The 25480-nt window shown below is 58.2% G+C and carries 20 protein-coding genes; 4 read left to right on the top strand and 16 right to left on the bottom strand.

Features of this window, described 5'->3' with window-relative positions; genetic code table 11:
• Positions 1 to 193 precede the first annotated feature (193 nt).
• The 6 genes from arcC to QO207_RS07660 form a co-directional block, all read right to left on the bottom strand.
• Positions 194 to 1126, bottom strand: coding sequence for a carbamate kinase (gene arcC / locus QO207_RS07685; RefSeq protein WP_301531887.1), 933 nt, complete (start codon positions 1124 to 1126; stop codon positions 194 to 196).
• Between the two features lie 72 nt (positions 1127 to 1198).
• On the bottom strand, positions 1199 to 2209 hold the full coding sequence (locus QO207_RS07680; protein ID WP_301531886.1) for an ornithine carbamoyltransferase: 1011 nt from the start codon (positions 2207 to 2209) through the stop codon (positions 1199 to 1201).
• A gap of 138 nt (positions 2210 to 2347) precedes the next feature.
• Complete coding sequence (gene arcA, locus QO207_RS07675) at positions 2348 to 3604, bottom strand: arginine deiminase (RefSeq protein ID WP_301531885.1); 1257 nt, start codon at positions 3602 to 3604, stop codon at positions 2348 to 2350.
• Between the two features lie 16 nt (positions 3605 to 3620).
• Positions 3621 to 5072 carry an arginine-ornithine antiporter gene (gene arcD / locus QO207_RS07670; protein WP_301531884.1) on the bottom strand — a complete coding sequence of 484 codons (1452 nt, stop codon included), beginning with the start codon at positions 5070 to 5072 and terminating at the stop codon, positions 3621 to 3623.
• A gap of 587 nt (positions 5073 to 5659) precedes the next feature.
• Entirely contained in the window at positions 5660 to 7054 is a 1395-nt protein-coding gene (locus QO207_RS07665; protein WP_301531883.1) for a sigma-54 dependent transcriptional regulator, read from the bottom strand.
• Complete coding sequence (locus QO207_RS07660) at positions 7051 to 8883, bottom strand: cache domain-containing protein (RefSeq protein ID WP_301531882.1); 1833 nt, start codon at positions 8881 to 8883, stop codon at positions 7051 to 7053. Before QO207_RS07660 ends, QO207_RS07665 begins: the two co-directional genes overlap by 4 nt.
• A gap of 129 nt (positions 8884 to 9012) precedes the next feature.
• On the opposite strand from QO207_RS07660, the gene QO207_RS07655 reads away from it, so the two are divergent.
• The 4 genes from QO207_RS07655 to QO207_RS07640 are packed head-to-tail and all read left to right on the top strand — an operon-like array spanning position 9013 to position 11842.
• Entirely contained in the window at positions 9013 to 10062 is a 1050-nt protein-coding gene (locus tag QO207_RS07655; RefSeq protein ID WP_301531881.1) for a DapH/DapD/GlmU-related protein, read from the top strand.
• A 10-nt stretch (positions 10063 to 10072) separates the two neighbouring features.
• On the top strand, positions 10073 to 10657 hold the full coding sequence (locus QO207_RS07650; RefSeq protein WP_301531880.1) for a hypothetical protein: 585 nt from the start codon (positions 10073 to 10075) through the stop codon (positions 10655 to 10657).
• Between the two features lie 12 nt (positions 10658 to 10669).
• A complete protein-coding gene (locus tag QO207_RS07645) occupies positions 10670 to 11602 on the top strand; it encodes a ketoacyl-ACP synthase III (RefSeq protein ID WP_301531879.1) in 933 nt (310 codons plus the stop codon).
• 3 nt (positions 11603 to 11605) lie between these two features.
• Positions 11606 to 11842 (top strand): phosphopantetheine-binding protein, encoded by a 237-nt coding sequence (locus tag QO207_RS07640; RefSeq protein ID WP_301531878.1) that lies wholly within the window; start codon positions 11606 to 11608, stop codon positions 11840 to 11842.
• A gap of 94 nt (positions 11843 to 11936) precedes the next feature.
• Here the strand turns inward: QO207_RS07640 and QO207_RS07635 are convergent, their stop codons facing one another.
• The 10 genes from QO207_RS07635 to rfbB all read right to left on the bottom strand — a co-directional run bounded on the left by QO207_RS07635 (position 11937) and on the right by rfbB (position 25479).
• Entirely contained in the window at positions 11937 to 12971 is a 1035-nt protein-coding gene (locus QO207_RS07635; protein ID WP_301531877.1) for an acyltransferase, read from the bottom strand.
• Between the two features lie 265 nt (positions 12972 to 13236).
• Complete coding sequence (locus QO207_RS07630) at positions 13237 to 17955, bottom strand: glycoside hydrolase family 99-like domain-containing protein (protein WP_301531876.1); 4719 nt, start codon at positions 17953 to 17955, stop codon at positions 13237 to 13239.
• A gap of 131 nt (positions 17956 to 18086) precedes the next feature.
• The gene (locus QO207_RS07625; protein ID WP_301531875.1) at positions 18087 to 19169 is read right to left on the bottom strand and encodes a DegT/DnrJ/EryC1/StrS aminotransferase family protein; all 1083 of its coding nucleotides are present in this window, start codon (positions 19167 to 19169) and stop codon (positions 18087 to 18089) included.
• Complete coding sequence (locus QO207_RS07620; protein WP_301531874.1) at positions 19166 to 19939, bottom strand: class I SAM-dependent methyltransferase; 774 nt, start codon at positions 19937 to 19939, stop codon at positions 19166 to 19168. Before QO207_RS07620 ends, QO207_RS07625 begins: the two co-directional genes overlap by 4 nt.
• On the bottom strand, positions 19936 to 21285 hold the full coding sequence (locus QO207_RS07615; RefSeq protein ID WP_301531873.1) for an ABC transporter ATP-binding protein: 1350 nt from the start codon (positions 21283 to 21285) through the stop codon (positions 19936 to 19938). The genes QO207_RS07620 and QO207_RS07615 overlap by 4 nt, the downstream gene beginning before the upstream one ends.
• Complete coding sequence (locus QO207_RS07610) at positions 21275 to 22093, bottom strand: ABC transporter permease (protein ID WP_301531872.1); 819 nt, start codon at positions 22091 to 22093, stop codon at positions 21275 to 21277. The genes QO207_RS07615 and QO207_RS07610 overlap by 11 nt, the downstream gene beginning before the upstream one ends.
• Entirely contained in the window at positions 22093 to 22638 is a 546-nt protein-coding gene (gene rfbC / locus QO207_RS07605; RefSeq protein ID WP_301531871.1) for a dTDP-4-dehydrorhamnose 3,5-epimerase, read from the bottom strand. The genes QO207_RS07610 and rfbC overlap by 1 nt, the downstream gene beginning before the upstream one ends.
• Positions 22638 to 23519 carry a glucose-1-phosphate thymidylyltransferase RfbA gene (rfbA, locus tag QO207_RS07600; RefSeq protein WP_301531870.1) on the bottom strand — a complete coding sequence of 294 codons (882 nt, stop codon included), beginning with the start codon at positions 23517 to 23519 and terminating at the stop codon, positions 22638 to 22640. The genes rfbC and rfbA overlap by 1 nt, the downstream gene beginning before the upstream one ends.
• Positions 23516 to 24424, bottom strand: coding sequence for a dTDP-4-dehydrorhamnose reductase (gene rfbD, locus QO207_RS07595; protein WP_301531869.1), 909 nt, complete (start codon positions 24422 to 24424; stop codon positions 23516 to 23518). The genes rfbA and rfbD overlap by 4 nt, the downstream gene beginning before the upstream one ends.
• Positions 24421 to 25479 (bottom strand): dTDP-glucose 4,6-dehydratase, encoded by a 1059-nt coding sequence (rfbB, locus tag QO207_RS07590; protein WP_301531868.1) that lies wholly within the window; start codon positions 25477 to 25479, stop codon positions 24421 to 24423. Before rfbB ends, rfbD begins: the two co-directional genes overlap by 4 nt.
• Between the last annotated feature and the right edge of the window lies 1 nt (position 25480).

Genomic DNA, 25480 nt, shown 5'->3' with positions numbered 1-25480 from the left:
GCACAAAGCCAGGCGTGGCTTCTAGTGATTCGGAATGCTTTAGCTGACGAGGATGATGACCGCCGAGTCACGCTCGCGCCAGGATTTGTCGGAAGAAGGCGACGAGTTCCTGAATGAATCCTGCAGCACACCCTGAACGAAAACGGGAGCCCACTGGGGCTCCCGTTTCGATAGTGCCTTTGCTGAGGGCGGCTTAGCGGTATTCGATGCCAGCTTTCTGGGTGCTGACGCGAGTACCGGACTTGCCCTGGGTGATGGCGACGATGTTTTCCAGCGAGCCGATCACTGCATCCTTGCCGGTGGCGCGGGCGAATTCCATGGCGGCCATGACCTTCGGACCCATGGAGCCGGCGGCGAAGCCTAAGCGTTCCAGTTCGTCCGGGTGGGCCTGGGCGATGGCTTTCTGGGTCGGTTTGCCCCAGTCGATGTAGGCCGCGTCCACGTCGGTGGCGATGATCAGGATGTCAGCCGACAGTTCCTGGGCCAGCAGCGAGGAGCACAGGTCCTTGTCGATCACCGCTTCGACGCCGGAGAGTTTCTTGCCGGATTCGTCGTACATGGTCGGGATGCCGCCACCGCCTGCGCAGATGACGATGGTGCCTTTCTCCAGCAGCCACTTGACCGGGCGGATCTCGAAGATGCGCTTCGGACGCGGGCTGGCCACGACGCGGCGGAACTTGTCGCCGTCCGGGGCGATGCTCCAGCCTTTCTCCTTGGCGAGGGCTTCGGCCTCTTCCTTGGAGTAGACCGGGCCGATGGGCTTGGTCGGGTTCTGGAAGGCCGGGTCCTTGGAATCGACCTCGACCTGGGTGAGCAGGGTGGCGAACGGCACTTCGAACGGCAGCAGGTTGCCCATTTCCTGTTCGATCATGTAGCCGATCATGCCTTCGGTCTCGGCGCCGAGAACGTCCAGCGGATAGGGGCTGACCTTCTCGTAGGCCGCACCCTGCAGGGCCAGCAGGCCGACCTGCGGGCCGTTGCCGTGGGCGATCACCAGCTCGTTGCCCGGGGCAACCTTGGCGATCTGTTCGGCAGCGATCCGTACGTTGGTGCGCTGGTTGTCGGCAGTCATGGGCTCGCCACGACGCAGCAGGGCATTGCCGCCCAATGCGACGACGATACGCATATTCATTTCCTCCGAAAGAGTGGAAACGCACCCCGGACCGGCAATCTGTCGCGGTCCGGGGGCGGCCCGGCATTACATGTCGGCGAGGGTCGAAACGAGGATTGCCTTGATGGTGTGCATGCGGTTTTCCGCCTGCTCGAAGGCAATGTTGTACGGGGATTCGAAGACGTCTTCGGTCACTTCGATGCCGTTCTTCAGGTTCGGGTACTTGGCGGCGATGTCCTTGCCGACCTTGGTCTCGCTGTTGTGGAAGGCGGGCAGGCAGTGCATGAACTTCACGCGCGGGTTGCCGGCGGCCTTCATCATGTCCATGTTGACCTGGTAGGGCAGCAGTTCGGTGATGCGTTCGCCCCAGGCTTCGACCGGCTCACCCATGGAGACCCAGACGTCGGTGTGGATGAAGTCCACGCCCTTGACGGCTTCTTTCGGGTCTTCGGTGATGGTGATGCGAGCACCGCTTTCTTCTGCGAATTTCTTGCAGGCAGCGACGTGTTCGTCGGTCGGCCAGAGTTCCTTCGGAGCGGCGATGCGCACGTCCATGCCGAGCTTGGCGCCGATCAGCAGCAGGGAGTTACCCATGTTGTTGCGGGCGTCGCCCAGGTAGGCGTAGGCGATGTCGTGCAGCGGCTTGTCGCTGTGCTCGCGCATGGTCAGCACGTCGGCCAGCATCTGGGTCGGGTGGTACTCGTCGGTCAGGCCGTTGAACACCGGTACGCCGGCGAACTTGGCCAGTTCCTCGACGATCTCCTGCTTGAAGCCACGGTATTCGATGGCGTCGTACATGCGGCCGAGAACGCGGGCGGTGTCCTTCATGGACTCCTTGTGGCCGATCTGCGAGGAGTTCGGGTCGATGTAGGTAACGTTGGCGCCCTGGTCATAGGCGGCGACTTCGAAGGCGCAGCGGGTGCGGGTCGAGGTCTTTTCGAAGATCAGCGCAATGTTGTTGCCTTTCAGGTGCTGTTGCTCGGTACCGGTGTACTTGGCGCGTTTCAGGTCGCGGGACAGGTCGAGCAGATAGCGCAACTCGCGAGTGCTGTGGTGCATCAGGCTGAGCAGGTTGCGGTTGTGCATGTTGAAAGCCATGGTCTTTCTCCTTGTGGGACGGAAATCTCGGCCTCGTCAGTACAGCTCGTGGCTGGCGGGGCAGGCGGCCCTTGCGGGGCCGCCTCGTGAGGTGCTTGCGCTCTGTTTGTGGTAGTTGCGTCTGAAGCTTGCCGCGGATCAGAAGTCGATCGGGTCGCGGATGATCGGGCAGGTCATGCAGTGACCGCCGCCACGGCCGCGGCCCAGTTCGCCGGCGCTGATGGTGATCACTTCCACACCGGCCTTGCGCAGCAGGGTGTTGGTGTAGGTGTTGCGGTCATAGCCGACCACCACGCCCGGTTCCAGGCAGACCACGTTGTTGCCGTCGTCCCACTGTTCGCGTTCGGCGGCGAAGCTGTTGCCGCCGGTTTCGACGACGCGCAGTTTCTTCAGGCCCAGGGATTCGGCGACGACGGTCATGAAGTCCTTGTCTTCGCGCTGGACGTTGATGCCGTAGGGGCTCTTCTCGTCCGGGCGCAGGGTGAAGGCAACGATCTCTTTCACCACTTCCGGGAAGACGGTGACCAGGTCGCGGTCGCAGAAGGTGAAGACGGTGTCCAGGTGCATCGCGGCGCGGGACTTCGGCAGCCCGGCGACGATGACTTTCTCGGCAGCGCCCTTGGCGAACAGCGCCTGGGCTACCTGGCCGATGGCCTGGCGGGAGGAACGCTCGCCCATGCCGATCAGGACCACACCGTTGCCGATGGGCATTACGTCACCACCCTCGAGGGTGGACATGCCGTGGTCCTTGTCCGGATCGCCGTACCAGACTTCGTATTCGGCGTTGGTGAATTCCGGGTGGAATTTGTAGATGGCAGTGGTCAGCAGGGTTTCCTGACGTCGCGCCGGCCAGTACATCGGGTTCAGGGTCACACCGCCGTAGATCCAGCAGGTGGTGTCACGGGTGAACTGGGTGTTGGGCAGCGGCGGCAGCAGGAAGCTGGAGTGGCCCAGGTAGTCGCGGTACATCTTCAGCGCCTTGGCGCCTTCGCTTTCCGGGATGTCGTCGGAGGCCACGCCGCCGATGAGAAACTCGGCCAGTTTGCGCGGCTCCAGGCTTTCCAGCCAGGAACGCAGCTCGTTGGTCAGGCCTACGCCGACGCTGTCAGCGGTGATCTTGCGATCGAGGATCCACTTCAGTGCCTCGGGGTTGGCGACGATGTCGGTCAGCAGGTTGTGCATTTCCAGAACATCGATGCCGCGTTCGCGCATCTTGGTGACGAAGTCGAAGTGGTCACGCTTCGCCTGGTTCACCCAGATAACGTCGTCGAACAGCAACTCGTCGCAGTTGCTCGGGGTCAGGCGTTGATGGGCGAGTCCGGGCGAGCAGACCATCACTTTGCGTAGTTTGCCAGCTTCAGAATGGACGCCAAGTTTGGTTTTTTCCGTGCTCATGAGATGTCTCCAGGAGTTACAGAGTGAGGAAGCCGTCGTAGAGGCCATAGGCCGCGATCAATGCACCGATCACGACTACTGCGAAGATGAGCTTCTCGACATTGGTGAAGATGGGTTGACCCACTTCGTGTTTCGCTTTGGCGAAGAGGATGACGCCGGGCGCGTACAGCAGCGCCGACAGCAGCAGGTACTTCAGGCCGCCTGCGTAGATCAGCCACACCGCGTAGAGAACCGAGATACCGGCGATGATCAGATCCTTGGTGCGGTCAGCCGAGTCGTTCTCGTAGGTCTCGCCCTTGACTGCCAGCAGCAGGCCGTAGGCCGCGGACCAGAAGTACGGGATGAGGATCATCGAGGTCGCCAGCAGCAGCATCTTGGTGTACGGGTCCATGCCACCGTCGGTGCTACCGGAGGTGAAGAACACGATGACCAGGAAGACCTGTACGCAGATGTTGGTCAGCCAGAGGGCGTTGGCCGGCACCTGGTTGGCGTTCTCCTTGCGGAGGAACTCCGGCATGGTGTGGTCCTTGGCGGCGGCGAACATGATCTCGGCGCACAGCAGGACCCAGGACAGCAGGGCACCCAGCAGGGAGATCAACAGGCCGACGCTGATCAGCACCGCACCCCAGTGGCCGACTACGTGCTCCAGTACCAGTGCCATCGACGGGTTCTGCAGCTTGGCCAGTTCCGGTTGGGTCATCACGCCCATGGACAGCACGTTCACCAGCACCAGCAGCAGCAGGACAGTGATGAAGCCGATCACGGTGGCCTTACCCACGTCCGAGCGTTTTTCCGCACGGGAGGAGAAGATGCTCGCGCCTTCGATACCGATGAACACCCAGACGGTGACCAGCATCATGTTGCGCACCTGGTTCATCACGCTGCCCAGGTCAGGATTGCTCTTGCCCCAGATGTCAGCGGTGAAGATGTCCAGCTTGAAGGCGAACAGGCAGATCAGGATGAACAGGAACAGCGGGACGATCTTCGCCACCGTGGTGATGGTGTTGATGAACGCCGCTTCCTTGATTCCGCGCAGCACCAGGAAGTGCAGGGCCCACAAGAGGATCGACGCGCAGACTATCGCCGCGACGGTGTCGCCCTTGCCGAAGATCGGGAAGAAGTAGCCCAGGGTGCTGAACAGCAGGAGGAAGTAACCGACGTTGCCGAGCCAGGCGCTGATCCAGTAACCCCAGGCCGAGGAGAAGCCCATGTAGTCACCGAACCCGGCCTTGGCGTAAGCGTACACACCGCCGTCGAGTTGGGGTTTGCGGTTGGCCAGGGTCTGGAAGACGAACGCCAGGGTCAGCATGCCGACCGCGGTGATGGCCCAACCGATGAGAATGGCGCCGACGTCTGCGCTGGCTGCCATGTTCTGCGGAAGGGAGAAGATGCCCCCGCCGATCATCGATCCCACGACCAGGGCGGTTAATGCGCCCAGCCGTAGTTTTTGGCTGCTTTCTTGCGACATTTGAGAATCTCCCTATAGGAAGTTGGAGAGTGAGGCTATTAGGCGCCCGGTCTTGGGGGGGCTCCCCTGATTCAGGTCAATAGCTTGCTATCCAATGTTTCGAGCGGTACTTCCTGCTCCGCTCACCCCGGATAAACCATAGGAGACGATTTGCATTAGCGCCCGGTTTAGAGGGGATTTCGTGAAGATTTGAGCGCGACTTCATGACCGCCTGATGGCGGCCGAAATGGCAGGCCCGCGCAGGGCGTGTGGTTGCGGCCAGCGAAGCGGCAGACACATGCAGGGGAGCGTTATGTAAGAAAGTACTGAGCGCTAGGGCGGGAAAGGGAAATTGGCCGGGGCAGGATCACTGCACCCGGCGGTGCGCTCAACAGGATGTGAGCGCGAGATGGCAATTCAGCCGAAGGACACCGCCGGGTTCGTGGCCCGGCGGGCGCGCCATGACGGGCATGTCGCGAGGTGTGCTGCACAAGGCAATCGCACCCATGTCGCAGAGCAAGGTGTGTGCCAGGCGCCAAGGCTACGCGGGAGCGCGCTGCGGCGCAGTTCTCCCTTGGTAGCAGGTGTTGGGATAGGCGGATTCTTGCCTAGCTGTCGGCATCGTCGGCGGAATTTCCGCCACTGCCGGAAAACAGCAGGCCATGCTTGCGCAGCTTGTCGTGCAACGTCTTGCGCGGTAGCCCCAGTGCTTCGGCCAGGCTGCGCAGGGAGGTGTGCGAGCGCGCCATTTCGGCGGCGATCAGCGAGCGCTCGAAGGACTCCACCTGCTCGTTCAATCCGGCGCCGGGAGCGACCGAGATTGCCTGGCCGTGGGATTCATCGAGGCCCAGGTCAAGGCCAAGGGCATAACGCTCCGCCGCGTTCTGCAGTTCCCGCACGTTGCCCGGCCAGCCGTGGGCGAGCAGTTGCGCCCGCTGGGCAGAGTCCAGCGGGCGTGGGCTCAGTCCGTGGCGTTCGGCGCCGCGTTCGGCGAAGTGCTGGAACAGGAAGAGGATGTCGTCGCCGCGCTCGCGCAGCGGCGGGATGCGCAGGCTGGCGACATTCAGGCGGTAATAGAGGTCGGCGCGGAAGCGGCCTTCGTCCGAGGCCAGGCGCAGGTCTTCCTTGGTTGCCGCGATGATGCGGATGTCCAGCGGAATGAGCTGGTTGGAGCCCAGGCGCTCGACCGTGCGCTCCTGCAACAGGCGCAGCAGTTTCACCTGCACATCCAGGCTCATGCTCTCGATCTCGTCGAGGAACAGGGTGCCGCCATTGGCGTATTCGAACTTGCCGATGCGGCGCTTCTGCGCGCCGGTGAAGGCGCCCTGCTCGTGGCCGAACAGCTCGCTCTCCACCACCGACTCGGCCAGCGCGCCGGCGTTGATGGCGACGAAGGGACCGTTGCGGCGGCTGGACAGATCGTGCAGCGCGCGGGCCACCACTTCCTTGCCGGAGCCGGTCTCGCCCAGCACCAGCACATCCGCCTGAATAGCCGAAAGCGAGGCGACCTGCTGCTGCAGGCGCTGCATGGGCGCGGACTGGCCAACCAGGCGGCCGCGCAATTCCTTCTGTTCGGTCAGGGCCAGGCGCAGGCTGCGGTTTTCCAGCACCAGCCGGCGCACGTCCAGCGCGCGGCGCACGCTGTCGAGCAGGGCGTCGCTGGGGAAGGGTTTTTCCAGGAAGTCGTAGGCACCGGAGCGCATGGCTTTCACTGCCAGCGGCACGTCGCCGTGGCCGGTGATCAGGATCACCGGCAGGCCGGAGTCCTGGGCATGCAGCTGTTCGAGCAGTTGCAGGCCGTCAATGTTGGGCATGCGGATATCGCTGACGATCACCCCCGGCCAGTCGCGCGCCTGCTGCGGGTCGATCTGCCGCGCATCGCCCAGGGCGACCACCTTGAAGCCGGCGAGGTCGAGGGTCTGGCAGAGCGCCTGGCGCAGGTGCGGGTCGTCGTCGACCAGCAGGACCTGGGTGGTGGCGTCGAATGGCTCGACCGAACTCATGCGCGGGTTTCCTCTTGCGGCGTCAGGGTCACGCCGGGAATCCCCGGCAACAGGTGCAATTGTACGAGAGCGCCGCCCTCGGGGTGATTACCCAATTCCAGATGTCCGCCGAGCGTGCGCAGCAGCGTGTCGCAGATAGCCAGGCCGAGACCCAGGCCCTTGGCGCTGGTCTTGGTGGTGAAGAACGGCTCGCGGGCGTGGGCCAGCGCCTGTTCAGAGAAGCCCGGCCCGTTGTCGCGCAGGGACAGGATGATGCGTTCGGGTGTCTGCTCCGCCGTCAGCCAGATGCGCCGGGGCAGACCCTTCTCGGTCAGCGCGTCGAGAGCGTTGGAGATCAGGTTGGAGAGAATCTGCCGCAGCCGCGTCTCGCCAGCCTGGACCCAGATCGCGGCATCCGGCAGATCCCGCAGCAGCTCCACGTTCATCGCCTGGCGGCGCTGGGCGACCAGCGCCAGGGCGTCGTTGATCGCCGGCTGCAGCGCAACGTTTTCCGGCGCACGGCGGGCACCACGGGCGTAGGCCTTGAGGTGGCCGATGATCGAGGCCATGCGTCCGGTCAGCTCGCCGATCTGCTGCAGGTTGCCGCGGGCGTCGTCGTAACGCTCGTGGTCGAGCAGCACGCGGGCGTTGTCGGCATAGCTGCGGATCGCTGCCAACGGCTGGTTGAGTTCGTGGCTGATGCTGGCGGACATGGTGCCCAGGGCGGTGAGCTTGCCGGCTTGTACTACCTCGTCCTGGGCGTGCATCAGCTCGCGCTGGGCCTGCTCGCGGTTGCTGACTTCCTCCAGCAGCCGGGTATTGGCGCCCTCCAGCTCCTGGGTGCGCTCCTGCACACGCAGCTCCAGCTCGTGCTTGGCCTGGGCTTCCAGGGCGATGCGTTCGAGGTAGTGGCGGCGGCTGATGGTCAGCAGCGACAGCAATAGAAGAAGGGCGACCAGGGTCGCAGCACCGATCAACACGACGCTGCGCACGGGAGCATCGACCTGAGTGCGCGGTGTATAGATGCTCACCGTCCAGCCGGTCTCCGGCAGATGCCGGCTCTGGCTGATCCAGCGGCGCTGGTCGATCTTCAGCGGCGCCGGGTGCAGCACCGGGTAAGGAATGTTCTCGGCGATTTCGCGCTGCTTGGCGGGCGACAGTTCTTTCCCGGTGTGGAAGCGCCAGGCGTTGCTGGACGACAGGATGACCACGCCGTTGGAGTCCATCACCAGCAACTGCTCCGGCGTGTTGCCCCAGAGCTGCTCCATGTGTTCCAGGTCGACCTTCACCACCAGCACGCCGAGCAGCTTGCCGCCGTCGCGCACGTCGCTGGCGAAATAGTAGCCGCGCCGCTTGGAGGTGGTCCCCAGGCCGAAGAAACGCCCCGGCCGACCCTGGGTCGCTTCCTTGTAGTACGGGCGGAAGGCGAAATTGCGGCCGACGAAGCTGTCGGCCTGGTCCCAGTTGGACGCCGCGTGGGTCATGCCGTCCGCCTGGATCAGGTAGATGACATCGGCCCCGGTACGCCCGCGGATGCGCTGCAGCTCCAGGTTGGCGGCGTTCTGCGCCACCAGGCTGTCAGGCGCCTGCAGCGCGGCGCGCAGGGTCGGCAGCTCGCCAAGGATCGGCGGCAGGTCTTCGTAGCGCCGCAGGGTGCCGAGCAGGTTGGCGACGTAGAGGTCGAGGGTCTGCTGGTTCTGTTCGGCCAGTTGTTCGCTGTAGTAGCGCTGGGCGAAGTGGTGCAGGGGCCAGAGCAGAGAGGCCAGCAGCAAGCTTGCCAGCACCAGGGGGTACCTGTTGCGTGGTGCGAGCAGTGTGGAGGAATAAATTATGCGCTTGAGAGAGATCATAACCGGCCCTGATCAGATGCCTCGGACGGCGCAAGAGTGGGAAGAGCTTTTTGCAGGGCGGCGCAGGACATTGAGTTTCGAGGAGGCTAGCAGCACGTTGCGGCGTGAGGCAATTGGCAAAGACTGGCCATGTGGCTGGATAACAGCCGGCTGTTGGATCACCGGTATTTGGAGAGGTCGGGCTTCGTGATTAGAATCCCAGCCTATCTCCTTGAACAGCTGAGCGGTGGTCTATCTAAAATGGAAATTTCCTTCTTTTCACGCTCAGTGTCGGGCCAGGACATAATAGAAAGGTTACGCCATTCTACCGCGGCCGAGGTAATCAGCGTATGGGGCGCTGACGTTTCTCGTCTGGAGGGCGTCTGTGATATTCGCAAGGGTGGCTCGAAAGCCATCGGTTTCTGCGCAGCGCTGGATCTTGACCACTGCGAAGAGCATCTTTCGGGCTGCCTGATCATCACCCAGGGCAGTGCTCAAGCTGCGAATTTGCGCAATTGTTACGTTCAGGTGGACGATGCGCGTGGTGGACTGATCCGACTACTCATGGACCTGCTGCGGGAGAATGAAATTCTCCCTTACACCTCAATCATGTCCCCCGAAGTCACGATCGCCGGTTCGGCAAATATCCATCCCTCCGCAGTTGTCGAACCTGGCGTCCGCATCGAGGACGATGTGGTCATCAGCGCGGGGTGTGTCATAAAGACTGGGACGCAGATCGGTCGCGGCAGCGTTATCCGCGAGAACACCGTGATTGGCTGCAATGGCATCATTGTCTATCGAAGCCTGCATGGCGAACGCCTGAAGTTTCCCCACCTTTGCGGGGTGATGATCGGTAGCGATGTAGAAATCGGATCCAACTGCGTAATCCCTCGCGGCGTGCTCGGGTCTACCAGGATCGGCGACGGTGTCATCATCGGCAATCTGAGCAATATCGGTCATGGTGCAACGGTTGAAGACAACGTCTGGATGTCAGTCGGAAATCTGATCGGCGGGCACTCTCTGATAGGAGCCGGCGCCACTCTGGGGATGGGTGTCAGGGTTCGTGACAACCGGCACGTGGGAGGGAAAGCCTCCGTCGGTATGGGGAGTGTTGTCGTGAAGGATGTTGAGGCTGGAACGTCGGTGTTCGGTAATCCGGCCAAGCGTGTGCCAAGCTTGAACACAGGTCCGACGCGTTGAGGTGATCTGCATGAAGAACCGAGTGACGTTTCCGCTCAAGGGAGCACGCGACTATGTCCATGGCACCAGTGTTTTCGATGAGCTGGGGCGATTATTGGTGGAAGAGGGTGTGGCTTCCGCGTCGCTGGACCTGGTCTTTCACCAGATGATGCACGGCTTCACCTGCAGCATTGAGCGCCGCGACGCCAGGTCTGGTGACTGTGTGGTGGCAAGGCTGGCGCCCAGCGATGGCGATGGATTTGTGCTCTGTTTCAATCCGCTGGAGGTCTCCGCTTCTGCGGAGCGTGTCGACTACGACGAGGATGCCATCGCCCGGTTTGCCCGTATTGATGCGAGCACTATCGCCTCTCCGCTGGCTGATACCCATTCGGATGCTGAGAACATGGTGGCGCTCTGCAAACGGCTCCACCTGGAGCATTATCAAGGCCAGGCGTCGCGCTGGGTGTTCAGCCGCTATCGGGGGCGTATTCCTTTGGCGTTGACAGGTGACATTAGTATTTCCATCGTCAAGTCGATTGGTACGCGACTGACTTGCAGCGATGTCTACAGCGCAGGCCAGAAGGTCGGTGAGATCTATTTTTCTTGCATCGCCTGAATGAGGGGAAACATGAAATTCAATATCGGTATCGAGGCGGTTGCATCCTATATCCCCTCCACAGCAGTCGATAATCTGGAGCAGGGTAGCCAATTCGATGTCGATGAAGGCTTCGTGCTCGACAAGATTGGCTGCAGAACGTTGCCGCGCCTGAGTGATGATGAGACGGTCACCAGTGCCTGCCAGGCAGCATTCGAGGCACTCAGTGCCCGCACGGGGATTGATCCGCGGTCCATCGAGTGCATCGTCGTGTGTACTCAAACGCCTGATCATGGGGGGATTCCCCATTCTTCTGCTCTGGTTCAGGCGGCTATTGATGCACCTGAGCAATGTGCCGGCTTTGATATAGGGCTGGGGTGCTCCGGGTATGTATACGGGCTGCAGGTAGTCGCTTCATTCATGCAGATGCATGGGATGAAGAAGGGCTTGCTCTTCACTTGTGATCCTTACTCTCGAATTCTTGATCCCGAAGACAAGAACACCTCGCTGCTTTTCGGGGACGGAGCAACTGTCACGTTATTGAGTGACACGCCAAAATTCGTTTCTCAGGCCTGCAAATTCTCCACTCGCGGAGAATCGGCACTTATAAAGGTCGACGGGAAACTTGTGATGAACGGTCGCGCTGTTTTCAACTTTGCCTTGATGGACGTTCCAAAGCAGATTCAAGAACTGTTGGAGTCGGAGGAGGTCGATAAGTCAGAGATTGATCTTTTCCTGCTGCATCAAGGAAGTCGGTTCATGCTGGAGAATACGATCAAGAGAATCGGGGATATCCAGGATCGTGCTCCCGTCAATTTGGAGTTCACTGGTAACCTGGTCTCCTCATCTATTCCTGTTTTGCTGGAAAAGTACCTGGATGAACCTGCTCTGCAGACCCTTGTTTTTTCCGGCTTCGGCGTGGGGCTATCATGGGCCAGCGCAATTTATTCAAGAGTAACGAGGTAATTCATGGCGGAAAAGTTTTATGCCGAGGTCATTGAAGCAATTGAGCGTAACGTTGCTGGCCTAAAGCTGAGCGAAGATAAAATGGGGCTCACCCTGGCTGACCTTGGAGTTGACTCCCTCGATGTCATGCTGGTTCTGGTAGATGTCCAGGAGAAGACGGGCATCACCATTCCGGAGGAGCAGGCTGACTTGCTGAAGACTCCTGCGCAAATTATAGCTTTCCTGCAGGCGAATGCATAATGGCAGAACCCTGGGGGTACTAAGTAGTAGAGATAAATCAGGAGCCTATGGGCTCCTGATTTTTTTCTACCTCGGTACTCAAGTTGCGAATTTTCTACTGCGAGGTGGCAGCGACAGTGTAGGCCTTGTTGATTGTGGCGCTCTTTTTCTTCAAGCGAAGTGCTGGTTTCTCAACGAGATACCAGCTGGCCAAGCACAGAGGGATAACCGAAGCTGCCAGTAGCAGGAGCATTGACGGCAGGGTGGTTATATTGAAACGGGTAAACAGGAACAAGATGATTGGCATGTGGTAGATATAAACACCATAGCTGAGGTCGGGAAGTTTGAATGGTATTATTCGTGCTCCCGCCATTCCTGCCCAGACCACGGCAAATGCCTGGACCATCAATAGAAATGCCCCGCCCATGAGATTGGCGTCTGGTACGAAGCGCCACTGCAGCATGATGTAAAAGAATATCCATGGAACGATCGGGTGTATCTTCAGCAGAGCATCACGGTACAGATACATGAGATTTCCGATGAAGAATGCTGGGCCCAGGAACAGAATCATCCGAGTGTGCGGGTCAATACCCAAGGTTACCCAGCAGATCAGCAAAGACAGTGCTAACAGCGCCCAGATGGTGAAGGGGCGTTTGTATGCGCCGATTACCCAGAGCCCAGCGAGCACCAGATAGGCGACCTCCTCCCAGGCCAGCGACCAGAGAGGGCCATTGGCTATTCCGGGTAGCGTATAAATGCCACCGGTAATCCAGTTCAGGAACGAGTTGTAAGCAGCGCGGAGATCGAACAAGACCAGGCAGAGCGCCAGTGATACCAGCAGGGCGGGGAGAATGCGAAGGGCTCGCTTTCTCAGGAACACTCCCCAGGCGCCGGACTCCGCATAACTTTGCAGAACCAGAAAGCCGCTGATCGCCAGAAATGCCGGAACGGCCATGATGTATGGGTTCCAATTGAAGCTTGGCTCCACTGTTGCCCAGGCATGCACAAAGGCTACTTCAACTGCCAGTAGCAGTCGGAGAATGTCAAAGTTGGGGTACCTGGCCACGCGCTCCTTTGCAGCAGGCGCGGTCTGGTAGATGACTTGTGTCAGTTGTCCAAATGCATTCCTTGCCCAATCACCTGCTTTCATTCGCGGCCCATTGAAGCTCTTGCATTGAAATTTGCACGATGCTTGGTCACTGCAATTGATAGGAGCAGACCTGTCTGTACAGGCCCTTCCATCAGCAAACGCAGACCATGCTGGCCAGTTGACGGCCTGCCTTCATCGCACCTAGAAGCTAGGAGCTTATCAGGTTCGATGGGGGCTGCCAGGCTTGCCGGCTGAATGGAGCTTTCGGGGTTTGGGCGCAAGGAGATGCCCGGACAATCGGTTGATTGTCCGGATGTTACTGGTGTCAGTTGCTCAGCCGCTCTCCGCTGCTCAACTTCTTGCGCAGGTCATTGATACGCCTGTCGCAAGCCTGGTACTCCGGATCTGCCAGCAGTCTTTGCCGCTCGGCGTTGTCGGTGATGGCTAGCGTGTGTTCCCGCTCGATGCTGTGAATGTAATCGCCTACGTATACGTTGTCCCGCAGGCTTTCCCAGTCGGTGTTTTCACGGGTGAACAATTGCAGGGTAAGGAAGTAATCTTCCATATAGCGATGATCATCGTGGTAGATCAAACTGGTGACATCCATCTTCTGGATGTCCAGGAGGAAGCCATGCAGCGGGGTGTGGTTGTTGCTGACGAAATCGTCGTAACTATAGCCATACTCAAAGTTGGCCTTTCGCTCCAGGATTTCACCGGTATGGCCGTTGTAGAGCGTTGCGTAGATCCTGCCGAAAGTCGCGGCCTTGCCCGTCTTCTCAAGCCGAGAAACCATCCAGTCGTAAGCGTGGGGCATCATCAGATCGTCATAATCGAGGAAGGCCGCATACTGTGTGCTCACCAGGCTCAGCGCGTGGTTCAGCATCTTCGAGCGCAAGTCCCCCTTTCCATTGAGGGTCTCGTAGTACTCCACGCGGGGGACTGCACCATGGGGCAACGGAATCGTCTGCAGCAGAACGGTTAGATCCGCCTTCTGCTGCACACTGAGATCCTGGGCGGTAATCAGCGGTGTGACGGTGCAGTTGTGCATGGCCGCCAAGGAGTACAGGGCGTTCTTCAGCGGGGCGAGGCTGCCGGATTTGTGGAAGCGCATGATGGTGGTTACCTGAGGAGCGCTATCCGCCGATTTCGACCAGGGATGGCTCGGGAAGCAATAGGCCTCAGTTCTCAGGCGAATATTTTTGAGCCTGCCTTCAGGCAGGTGCGAGGGCGCCAGGCGCATGGAGCTCTGGTAAGCCTCGGCTTCGGTTACCGAGCCGTTTTCCGTGCACTGAACCAGGGATGTTCCGGCTCTGTAATCGTTGGGAATGACGACTGAGCCAGGAGCTGATTGCGCCATGTCGAGCAGTTTGAGCAGAAGCTCATGGTCGAAAAGCGCCGGCCGTGTGATCGATAGCACGAAGTCGGACTCGTCTGCTGTCACACAAGGAAGTGCGAGATGAGCAGCGAGGGCTTTGTCTACAGCGCCAACGCTGCAGTTCTTCAGTTCGGAAACTGCTGCACCCAGGCAGAGCAGGAAGCGGCGATGCAGATCGCTGTCCTGATGCAGCAGTTCCTGCGCTTCGGTAGAGATTTGCATGGCCAGTTTGGTCGGCCGGCTTTGCTGCTCTACCGGCGTAAGCTGGCGCCCATAGGAAAGGCCTGAAAGAGCGCGGCCAACAGAGTTGAGGTAGCTATATCCGAAGCGAGTGTCGGGCTCCAGGTGTGCGCCCTCTGCCCACTCGTTCCAGGCATTGACCAGGATGAAGCGCTCATTGGACGGAAGATGCTTCTTGCTGTATTGGATGGAACTTTCCAGCCACTGCTGGAATTTCTCTGGGGTGCTGCCGTGCAGAAGCAGTGCGCGATCGCCATAGCGCGCCGTGTTGTCCCAGGTTGGAACCAGCGAACGGTAGTAGGGGAACTCCTTGGCATCGGTCTGGGCCATGTAGAAATCTGCGACGTTGGCGTACTCCAACACACTGCCTGCCATATGGGTGTACTGCTGGAGTTCGTGCTTGCGCTCGGCTACTGCACCGTCAGTCCAGTCATGCAGGACGCGTTCGGTCCCTGCGTCCATGCCATGGTCGCGCGGGTCAACTGTGCCGCGGGTGAGCACGGCGACTACATATGGACGGGCGATCCCATGAGCGGCACATTCGCTCTCCCAGATATCCAGATACTCTTTTGTATCGGGGATAGAGGATGGACGATAAATGGACAGTACCGGGCGGTCGTTGACGCGGATGTAGCGCGGGTCCTTGAAGAACGGAATCAGGTACTGAATGAAAGCCTTGGCATCATCGGCGGAATAGTTCTGGCCGAGCAGGATTTCACTTTCATTACCGTCCCAGCGGCGTGTCCAGTTTTCATTTGCCCAGCAGAAACAGAAGGGCATCTGGATATCAGGCGTGTCCAGCAGCATGCGCACCGGTTCTTCGAGGATCAGTTTTCCGGTGAACCAGTAGTGATAGAAGACCTGACCATACACACCGGCAGCGCGCATCTGTTCTGCCTGCTTTCGCAACGTTTCAGGCGAGTCCAGCAGGTAGTAACCACTGTCAGGATGGGGAATATGCTGTTGGAAATGTCCCTTGAACAGCGGATTGGCAGCTCGAACCTTGGTCCACTCGGTGAATCCTTTGCCGTGCCAAAGGTCGTTCTCAGGAGTAGGGTGGAATTGCGGAAGATAGTACGACAGCACCTTCACATCGTCGTGGACGATCGAGCCCGAGAAGTCGTGTGATTCTTCGTAATGGCGGAAGTCGCTGATCGAGTCTCCCTGGTGCAAGCACTTGATGCTGCCGCCGGCAAGACCGGCCAGCAATAATGGCAGGCGCTTCAATGTATCCAGATGAACGACGTCGGCGTTCGTTCGACTCAGCTCCAGGAATTGCTGAAGAGCGGGTGTACGGCCCCAGAGCATGCCCTGACGCGGGAAGTCGATGCTGGAGAATTCTTGCAACTGAGTGGCGCCCAGTTGTTCGAGCAAAAGCTCCAACTCTCTACGCTGATGCTCGTTACCCCAGCCGGTGGGCTCTTGAGGTTGTGATGAGTGGAACTCTGGGTAGATAACACTCGAATCCTGAGCAAGCTCCCCGAGCAACTTGTAGATGTGCTGCGCGGAACCACCTGGGGCGCCGAGCATGATATCCAGCGTTGAGGATGTGTGTGGTTGGGTCAGGTCGAACAGACCGAGCCATTCATGCTCCAGCAATTCGCTGTAATACTGCCCTGTGCTCGCCGGGAACCCTGCTACGCCAGTGCTGACCTGGATGACAAGCTTTTCCAGCTTTGGTAGTGCTTGTCGAAGCAGTTGCTCGACGGCGTCATTATGGCCATTGCCGAGTATTGTGACGTAGACAGAGAGTGGTAATTGCCATTGACTGGTTCTGGCAATGAAGCCCTGTACATCACCAGGCCCGGATACTGTCAGGTGAACACCTATGCGGCGGTTACTGGGAGCAGCAACGGCGACATTCTCGTTGGGGTCCAGGTAGTACGGCTGGACTTCCATGACTTTGCTTTGCGCAATCAATGCAGCCTGTAAAACTTCCTTTTGCTGAACCAATGCACCTTGACGGCGGATACGCATCTTGAGCCCGGTCAGGCCTTCCTGTCGAAGTACCTGGATCGCCTTTGCCGACGACTCCTTCACTCCGCCTGCCTGCTGGATCATTCCCGGCAGTCTTCTCAGCAGGCGTACGATCCGCTTAGCGTTAAAAATCAGAAACCGCAGCGGAGCTGTCATTCGCCAGGAGGTCGAGTTGCGCATTGCCGCCAGGTTGTAGCTCAGGCGGTCAATTTCCAAGTAACTGGCATGGCTCGCTTCTTGGTTCTGCTCGATAAGATTGGCTAGCGCCGTCTTCAATTCTTCGATGTGCTGATCGCGTTCGGAAATCTGCTGATCTCTGTCGGTGACTTTCAAGCTGCTTCGCGCAATATCCGAGCGGGCGGTATTCAGGAGGAGTTCCTGCTCTTTCCTGCTTTCTTCGTGCAGTCGGACTTGCTCTGTCATTTCAGCTTTCAGTTGTGTAAGCGCCTCATCCCGGAATATGTCATATCTGCCGGTCAGCACGATCAGTGATTGATAGTCGAAATCGTAAACCTGTTTAATCTCCGGAGCACTCTGCGGGTCGAAGATAAGTTTGAACAGGATGTCAAAGGCGAAAAGTTGATATACAGGATTCGAACTGATTTCCAGAGTGACCATGGCCAAAGCGAACGGTATGCTGGAGTGCTCGCCCGCCTTGTACATACGCGTGTCTGGAAGAACCTGTACCAACTCGTCAAAGTTTTCGAGCGCCAGGAAATGGCGCAGCACATGGACAAGTTCGACATCGCTTCGAACTCTGCTGTCGAACCTGTTGCCGCTGTTATTGCGCTGAGTATTCAGGATGCGGAAGTCGACCAGCTTTTGTGGAAGCACATGAATGGGGTAGTGCAGGCACAGCCGAACCCACATGTCGAAATCACCCAGTTGGCCGAAACCATGGCGATAAGCACCGCACGTCCGGTAGCACTCCTTGCGGATCAGGACGCTGGGGTGACACAGCACATTGCCTTGAAGATAAAGCTGCCTGAGCCACTCATGCCTGCTGCGGTTGGGTTGCGCGAAGACATTGTAATAAAAGTGATTTTCGTCCTGAAGCGGGTCGCCGTTTTCGAGAATGATATTGGCGTTGGTAAAGACTGCACCTACTTCCGGATTCGCCTCCAGGAACGCGACTTGTCGGGCTAGTTTTTCAGAGTGCCAGACGTCGTCGGAGTGATGGATCGCTAGGAGTTGACCTTGTGCAATTTCGCTAATGCAGCGGTTGATGCCAACGATTGCTCGACCGCGCTTCGTGTTGCGGAATGTCTTGATGCGGGGGTCCGAGTAACGCTGGATGACTTCCCATGAGTCGTCGTCGGATGCATCGTCCCAAATGATCAATTCAAAATCGGCGAAGGTTTGTGCAAGCACACTCTCGATAGCTTCACCCACATACTTGCCGTGATTAAGCGAGGTGAGAATAACTGAAACCTTTGGGGGGAGCTTGTCCATCATCAAGTGCCTTGCTTCTTGAAATTTTGAAAATGCTGATCGCCTGGTCATTCCGCGCTGCATGTGCTGTTAACCGGAAGCGTGCCGGTATTGCCGTCGCGAAGGACGAGCACACGAGGCGGCATGGTGCGTCAATTGCAACTGCGCAGTATGCCGCTTATCTGCTTGATCGATTCTTCAGTCAGACCAACGAACATCGGTAAGCTGAGTACCCGCTCGGCCATGCTTTCCGCGACCGGGCAGCTATAGCGCCCAGGCTGCTCTAGGAATGGCAGAGTGTTCAAGGCAGGATGGAAGTAGCGCCGCGGACGTATGTCATGTTCGATCAGCTTGGCCAGCGCAAGCTTCATGCTTCTGGCGTCATCGAACACCACTGGATAGTAGGCGTAGTTATATTCGAGCCCCTCCGGCGCATGAGGGCGGGCGAGGTGACAGCCTTGCAGATGCTCGTCATACCAGAAGGAGCATTGCCGACGTGCAGCAATGATCTGGTCGACCTTGGGGAGCATGACCATGCCCATGGCGGCATGCAGCTCCGACATCTTTGCGTTGATTCCCAGGCAGAGGTAGTTGTCCTCTCCAATGTGGCCGAATCGGCTCAGCAGAAAGAGCTTGCGTGCCACTTCCGGGTCCGCTGCAACGACTGCTCCGCCTTCTGCGCTATGGAAAAGTTTGGTGGCGTGGAAGCTCAGAGTGCTGCAGTCACCGAAAGAGGCCAGCGAGGAGCCGTTGAGCTTGCCGCCGAAGGCGTGTGCGGCGTCATAGATGACTTTGAGGCCATGCTTTTTCGCGATGGATTCGATGGTCTCAATGGCGCAGGGGTAGCCGTAGACATGGGTCGCCAGGATGCCGCAGGTTTTATCCGTGATGGCTGCTTCGATCAGTCGTGGATCGATGCATAGTGTTTGCGGGTCGATATCGACGAATACCGGCTCGCAGCCCTCCCAGAGAATGGCATTGGTCGTCGCCACGTAGCTGAAGGGGGTGGTGATTATCTCGCCTCGAAGATCCAGCGCGCGGATGGCAAGTTGCAAGGCGAGCGTACCGTTGCTCATCAATTCGAGGTGGCTGACTCCCAGGTACTGGCTCACTGCGCTGGTCAACGAGCGAACTTGAGCGCCGTTGTTGGTCAGTTGGCCACTCTCCCAGATGCCCTTCGCCTGTTCCATGTACTCCTCGAAGGTTGGCAGGAAGGTGCGTGTCACTGGAATCATGACTTGCTCACTATATAGAGGATGCTGGTGTCCTTGAGGCCGAGGCTTCTGAATAGTTGCGCACCGAAGTGAGCCTGGCCCAGTTGCTTCAACTTGAAACCACTTTCCTGAATGCGCTGAACGTAATCGTTGTGCGCATAGAGACGTACATGATCGTCCTGGCCGAATCTGCGCCATCGCTCTTCGGGAGAGCAGGGCGACGCCTCTTCGTCAGTGTGCTTCAGGCCGAGAATGATGGGGGCCATGAGAATGCCGACTCCGCTCTTGCGTGTGATCCGGTGCAACTCGCGGATAGCCTGGCGATCGTCGGGCACGTGCTCAAGTACGTGACTACATATGAAGAAGTCGACGCTTTCATCCTCGAATGGCAGATCCATCAGGTCCGCGTGATAGTCGACACCTGGCATGACCAAGTCGGCTGTCGAATAATCGAATAGGCCTTTCTGCTGGATAAGGGCGCCCAGAGCTGGTTCCGGAGAGAAGTGGATAAGCCGGTGCCCTTCATGTAGCCGACCAGAGGCAATCATCTGCTCTACCCAGTAGGCGTATAGGCGCTCGCGGTCCGATGCACCACAGGCGCTGCAGGAGTAACTGTCGACAGCCGTCATTTCGCCTTGGCCAAAATACTGGTAGCCGTTTGCTTTGGCGTTATCTCGGTAGTAACTGTCCAACGGGGTGAACGAGATATCGGCGGTCTTGCAAAGAGGGCATTGGAGCTGAGCCTTGCTCGCCTGGAAAGCTCTGCTAATGCGGGATAACAGAGCTTTCATGCGCCGACGATCTCCAGGCGATTAGGGAGCAGGGTCTTCGTCCAGATGCGCCCATTGCGCCTGCGCTGCACATTGAACAGGATGGCATCATCGATAACGTCGAGAAACTCTGCGGTTTCGTCCAGAATGATCGGCCGATTGAGCTGGATCTGGATGCTGTAGTTGCCTTCGTGCAATGGAAGCTCAGTCAGATAGGTCGCTACGTACTCCGTGTTTGGCTTGCAAACCGGGAGCGCCATGTCCAATTGACGGGGGCCTGCACCGGCAATGAGGTTCTTCTTGTCATCAAGGATGTAGTAACTCGGTGCCAGAGTCATTTCTTCAGTCACCCGGAATCGGAAACGGACTTTTACCGACTGATTGAATTCAATGGACAGTACTGGTTCATCATCGATGTCGAGCAATTCCGCATAAATGATCTTCGCCTTGGCGGTGCCATAACGGAACTGCGCTACTCGTGTTTCGAAGGCGTCGTGCTGCGACTCGCTTTCCGACAGCGAAGCCGTTTCCGGATCGCTGGTCTCGAGAGGCTCTTCTGCAACGTCGGCCTTGATTTGCAACGAATCCCGGTGCTGCGAATTCATCTCTTCGCGCATCATGCGGACATAGTCTTCTGCCACAGTTGCAGCCTTGCCAACCGCGACCAGATTGCCTCGCTCAAGGTAAACGGCGCGTGAGCACAGGCTTTTGACGCTACCAATGTCGTGGCTGACAAATAGCACGGTAGCGCCGTTATCCTGAATTCGGCGCAATGCGGTCATGCACTTTGCCTGGAAACTCATGTCACCCACGGCCAGGGCCTCATCGACCACCATGATTTCGGGTTGCGACATGATATTCACAGCAAAGGCGAGGCGAACGAACATGCCGCTGGAGTAGGTTTTTACCGGGCGGTCGAGGAACTCGCCGATATCCGCAAAGGCGGCAATGCTATCGAAGCGCTCATTGATTTCTTCGAGGCTCATGCCAAGCAGGGTGCTACTCAAGTAGACGTTTTCACGCCCGGTAAATTCGGGGTTGAAACCCGAACCCAGCTCAAGCAGAGCCGCGATGCGGCCGTTGACTTCGATGGTGCCGGCGGTGGGATTCAGTGTTCCGCAGATCAACTGCAAAAGCGTTGATTTTCCACTGCCGTTTCGCCCGAGAATACCGACCGTTTCGCCTCTTCCTACCTCGAATGAGACATTCTGAAGTGCCCAGAACTCCTGGAAATATTGCCTGGGCTGAAGCTTCGCCAAGCGCTGGAGATTGGGTAGAAGGAATTGCTTGAGCCTATCCCGAGGCTGCGCGTAGACCTGATAGCACTTGCTCAGGCTTTCGATCCTGATTGCAGTCTCAGAGGACATCGGCGAACCCCTTGCGCGTTTTCTGGAACCAGCTGAAACCCAGCCAAGCGATGCACGAAGCGACGATCACATAGATCGCTAAGTTGCCGAAGTCGGGAGCTGTTCCCCAGAATAGAACGGCCCTTACCTGTTCAATGACAATGGTGAGGGGGTTCATGAATATCAGGTGCTGATACTTCTCAGGTAGTGCGGAGACGGGATAGAAAATGGGTGACAGGAACATCATCACCGACGTGATGATGCCAATCAGTTGCGTCACGTCGCGCATGAACACCCCAAGGGAGGCCAGGAACCAGGAAAGGCCCATCGTCAGCAGAACCAATGGCAGAAGTACCAGGGGAAGGTATACGGCTGTGGCAGGGGGGGGGCCGAACAACACGATATAGCCGGTTATCCACACGCAAAGACTGATGATGAAGTGGAAAAAGGCAGAGCCTAGCGATATCCACGGCAGCACTTCGAGCGGGAATACAACCTTCTTGACGTAGTTTACGTTTGACAGGATAAGCCCGGGCGCCCGGTTTATGGCCTCGGAAAAAAGATTGAAAACAATAAGGCCAGCGAATAACACCAGGGCAAACTCGGTCTTGGAGTCGCTGCCGGCGCTCCAGCGAGCTTTGAATACCACGCTGAAAACGAATGTGTAGACGATCAGCATGAAGACCGGATTGAAGAACGACCAGAGCACACCCAGGAAGGATCCGCGGTAGCGGCCGAGCACTTCCCTTTTGATCATTGCGCGAATCAGAACTCGATTACGCCACAGGCTGGCGAGCAATTCCCGTGGTGAAACAGGATGCTTCTGCATCAGTCATAGACCTCGGCAGATTCGAAGCGGCCACCTCGTGCATCTTTCTCCGACAGTATGGGGGCCTCGGATCCAGGCCAGGTAATAGCCAGGTCGGGGTCATTCCAGACGATGCAGCGCTCGTGCCCCGGTGCATAGTAGTCGGTTGTCTTGTAGAGGAATTCGGCGTGGTCGGAAAGCACAAGAAAGCCGTGAGCGAAACCTTCGGGAACCCAAAGCTGGCGCTTGTTTTCCGCGCTGAGGTATTCACCGGCCCACTGGCCAAATGTGGGTGAGGAGCGCCGCAAGTCCACTGCGATGTCGTATACCTCGCCGGACACCACGCGGACCAGTTTTCCCTGGGGCTGGACGATCTGGTAGTGCAGGCCGCGCAGGACGCCCTTGGAAGAGCGGGAGTGATTGTCTTGTACAAAGTTCACGGAGCGACCTACTGCCTCCTCGAACTGACGATGGTTAAAGCTTTCAAAGAAAAAGCCTCTCTCATCGCCGAACACTCTGGGCTCGAACAGAACAACATCGGGGAGCGCAAGGCGGGTAGCTTTCATCAGTAGACTGTCTCAACCAGCAGGCGTTTCAGGTATTGGCCGTAGCCATTCTTGGTCAGTGGAGCCGCGAGTGCTTCAAGCTGCTCTGCACTGATCCATTTCTGGCGGAATGCTATCTCTTCCGGGCACGCCACTTTCAGGCCTTGCCGGTTTTCCAGCGTGGCAATGAAGTGGCTGGCCTCCAGCAGAGAGTCGTGGGTGCCGGTATCCAGCCAGGCATAACCGCGGCCCATGATCTCCACGGAAAGCGAGTTGAGCTGGAGATAAGCCTTGTTCACGTCGGTGATTTCGAGCTCGCCGCGAGCGGAGGGTTTGATGCTCTTGGCAATATCGACGACCTGCTTGTCATAGAAGTACAAACCGGTGACCGCGTAATTGGACTTGGGATTGGCTGGCTTCTCTTCCAGGCTGATGGCTTTGCCAAGCTGATCGAACTCAACTACGCCGTAACGCTCAGGGTCGTGCACATGGTAGGCGAAGACGCTGGCGCCTTGACTACGCTGCATTGCGTTGAGCAGCAACTCCTGGAAGTCGTGCCCGTGATAAATGTTGTCGCCAAGAACGAGAGCGCTGAGATCGTTACCAATGAACTGCTCGCCGATAAGGAACGCCTGAGCTAGCCCGTCGGGTGACGCCTGGACGGCGTACTGCAGATTCAGTCCCCATTGGCTTCCATCTCCCAGCAATTGCTCGAAGCGCGGCGTATCCAGCGGGGTGGAGATGATCAGGATATCCCTGATGCCGGCGAGCATGAGAGTGCTCAGCGGGTAATAGATCATCGGTTTGTCGTAAACCGGCAGCAACTGCTTGGAGATTGCCAGTGTTGCTGGATGCAGGCGGGTTCCAGACCCTCCGGCGAGGATGATTCCTTTGCGCTTCATATGGCGTCCTGATCCACCAATTCTCTAATCATTCGACGGACATGGAATTCCCATGGGGGAAGTTTCAGGTCGAAGGTGTTTTGTAGCTTGTCGTTGGACAGGCGCGAGTTGGCCGGTCGCTGGGCGGGCAGCGGATATTGGCTGGTAGTAATGGGTGCAATGTTCTCTGCCCTGGTACGCAACTCGCAGCCTAGCTGCCCAGCTTCCTCGATAACGAAGCGGGCATAGCCGTGCCAACTCGTCTCGCCACTTGCTACCAGGTGGTAGGTACCGGCAGCTTCTCTAAGCGTCGCAGGGGCTGCAGCAAGATGCTTGAGAATGTGCGCGGTGACATCGGCTATCAGCTCCGCGCTGGTTGGGGCGCCGAACTGATCGGCGATGACGTTGAGTGCGTCGCGCTCTTTCGCCAGGCGCAGCATGGTCTTGGCGAAGTTCGCCCCTCTGGCGGCGAATACCCAACTTGTCCGCAGGATCAGGTGGCTGCAGCCGCTTTCGCGGATTGCAATCTCACCTTCGAGCTTGGTTTGGCCGTATACGCTCAGAGGGCCAGTAGCTGCTTGCTCGGAGAACGGCACATCGCCACTGCCGTCAAATACATAGTCAGTGGAGTAATGCACGAACAGTGCATTCTGTTCTTGAGCAACACTCGCTATGAGTGCCACTGCCTCGGCGTTGATTCGCCGAGCGGCCACCATGTCGCTTTCGGCTTTATCCACTGCCGTGTAGGCGGCGGCATTGACGATCACATCGGGCTGTTCATCGACAATCAGCTGCTTCAGGCCGGCTAGATCCGAGAGATCGGCATGCTGCCGGTCACAGATCGTAAGCTGCGCCAGAGGCGCCAGAGAGCGTTGGAGTTCCCAACCGACCTGGCCGTTAGCACCGAGAAGTAGAATCTTGTTCATGCGTATTGCTTGCCGACCCACTCACGGTATGCGCCGCTGGTTACGTTCGTGACCCAATCCTGATTGCTCAGGTACCAGCGTACCGTTTTCCGAATGCCGGTTTCGAAAGTCTCGGCCGGTTTCCAGCCGAGCTCGCGCTCCAACCTCGTGGCGTCAATTGCATAACGACGGTCATGTCCCGGTCGATCTTTGACGAAGGCAATTTGGTCGCGGTAGGTCCTTCCATCGGTGCGCGGCTGCTCTTCATCCAGAATGTCGCAAAGAGTGTGCACGACATCGATGTTGGCTTTTTCATTCCAGCCGCCCACGTTGTAGGTTTCGCCCAGTTCGCCTGCTTCCAGGACTCGGCGAATCGCGCAGCAGTGGTCCTTGACGTACAGCCAGTCTCGAATCTGCTGACCATCGCCGTAGATAGGCAGAGGTTTTCCTACCAGTGCGTTGTGGATGATTAGCGGAATCAGCTTTTCTGGGAAATGATACGGACCGTAATTGTTCGAGCAATTAGTGGTCAGGACGGGAAGGCCGTAGGTGTGATGATAGGCACGTACCAGGTGGTCGGAGGCCGCCTTGGACGCCGAGTACGGGCTATTGGGCTCGTACTTGTTCTGCTCGGAGAACGCCGGATCAGTGGGGCCCAGGGAGCCGTAGACTTCGTCGGTAGATACATGCAGGAAGCGGAACTGGGCCTTTTCGGTTTCGCCGAGTTGGCTCCAGTGTGTCCGTACGGCTTCGAGCAATCGGAAAGTGCCGACGATGTTGGTCTGAATAAAGTCTTCCGGTCCGTGGATCGAGCGGTCCACATGGGATTCGGCAGCGAAATTGAGCACTGCGCGAGGCTTGTGAGTGCTGAGCAGCTCGGTCACCAGATCTGAGTCGCCAATATCGCCTTGAACGAACAGATGGCGTTGGTCATTTACCAGGCTGCCCAGGTTCTGGCGATTTCCGGCATAGGTCAGCTTGTCGAGGCTTACGACGGGCTCATCGTGTTCGGATAGCCAGTCGAGGACGAAGTTTGCACCAATGAACCCGGCGCTGCCGGTTACGAGAATAGTCATT

The sequence above is a fragment of the Pseudomonas sp. CAN1 genome, assembly GCF_030462585.1.
GTDB lineage: Bacteria > Pseudomonadota > Gammaproteobacteria > Pseudomonadales > Pseudomonadaceae > Pseudomonas.
This window is presented reverse-complemented; position numbering and strand designations above follow the sequence as displayed.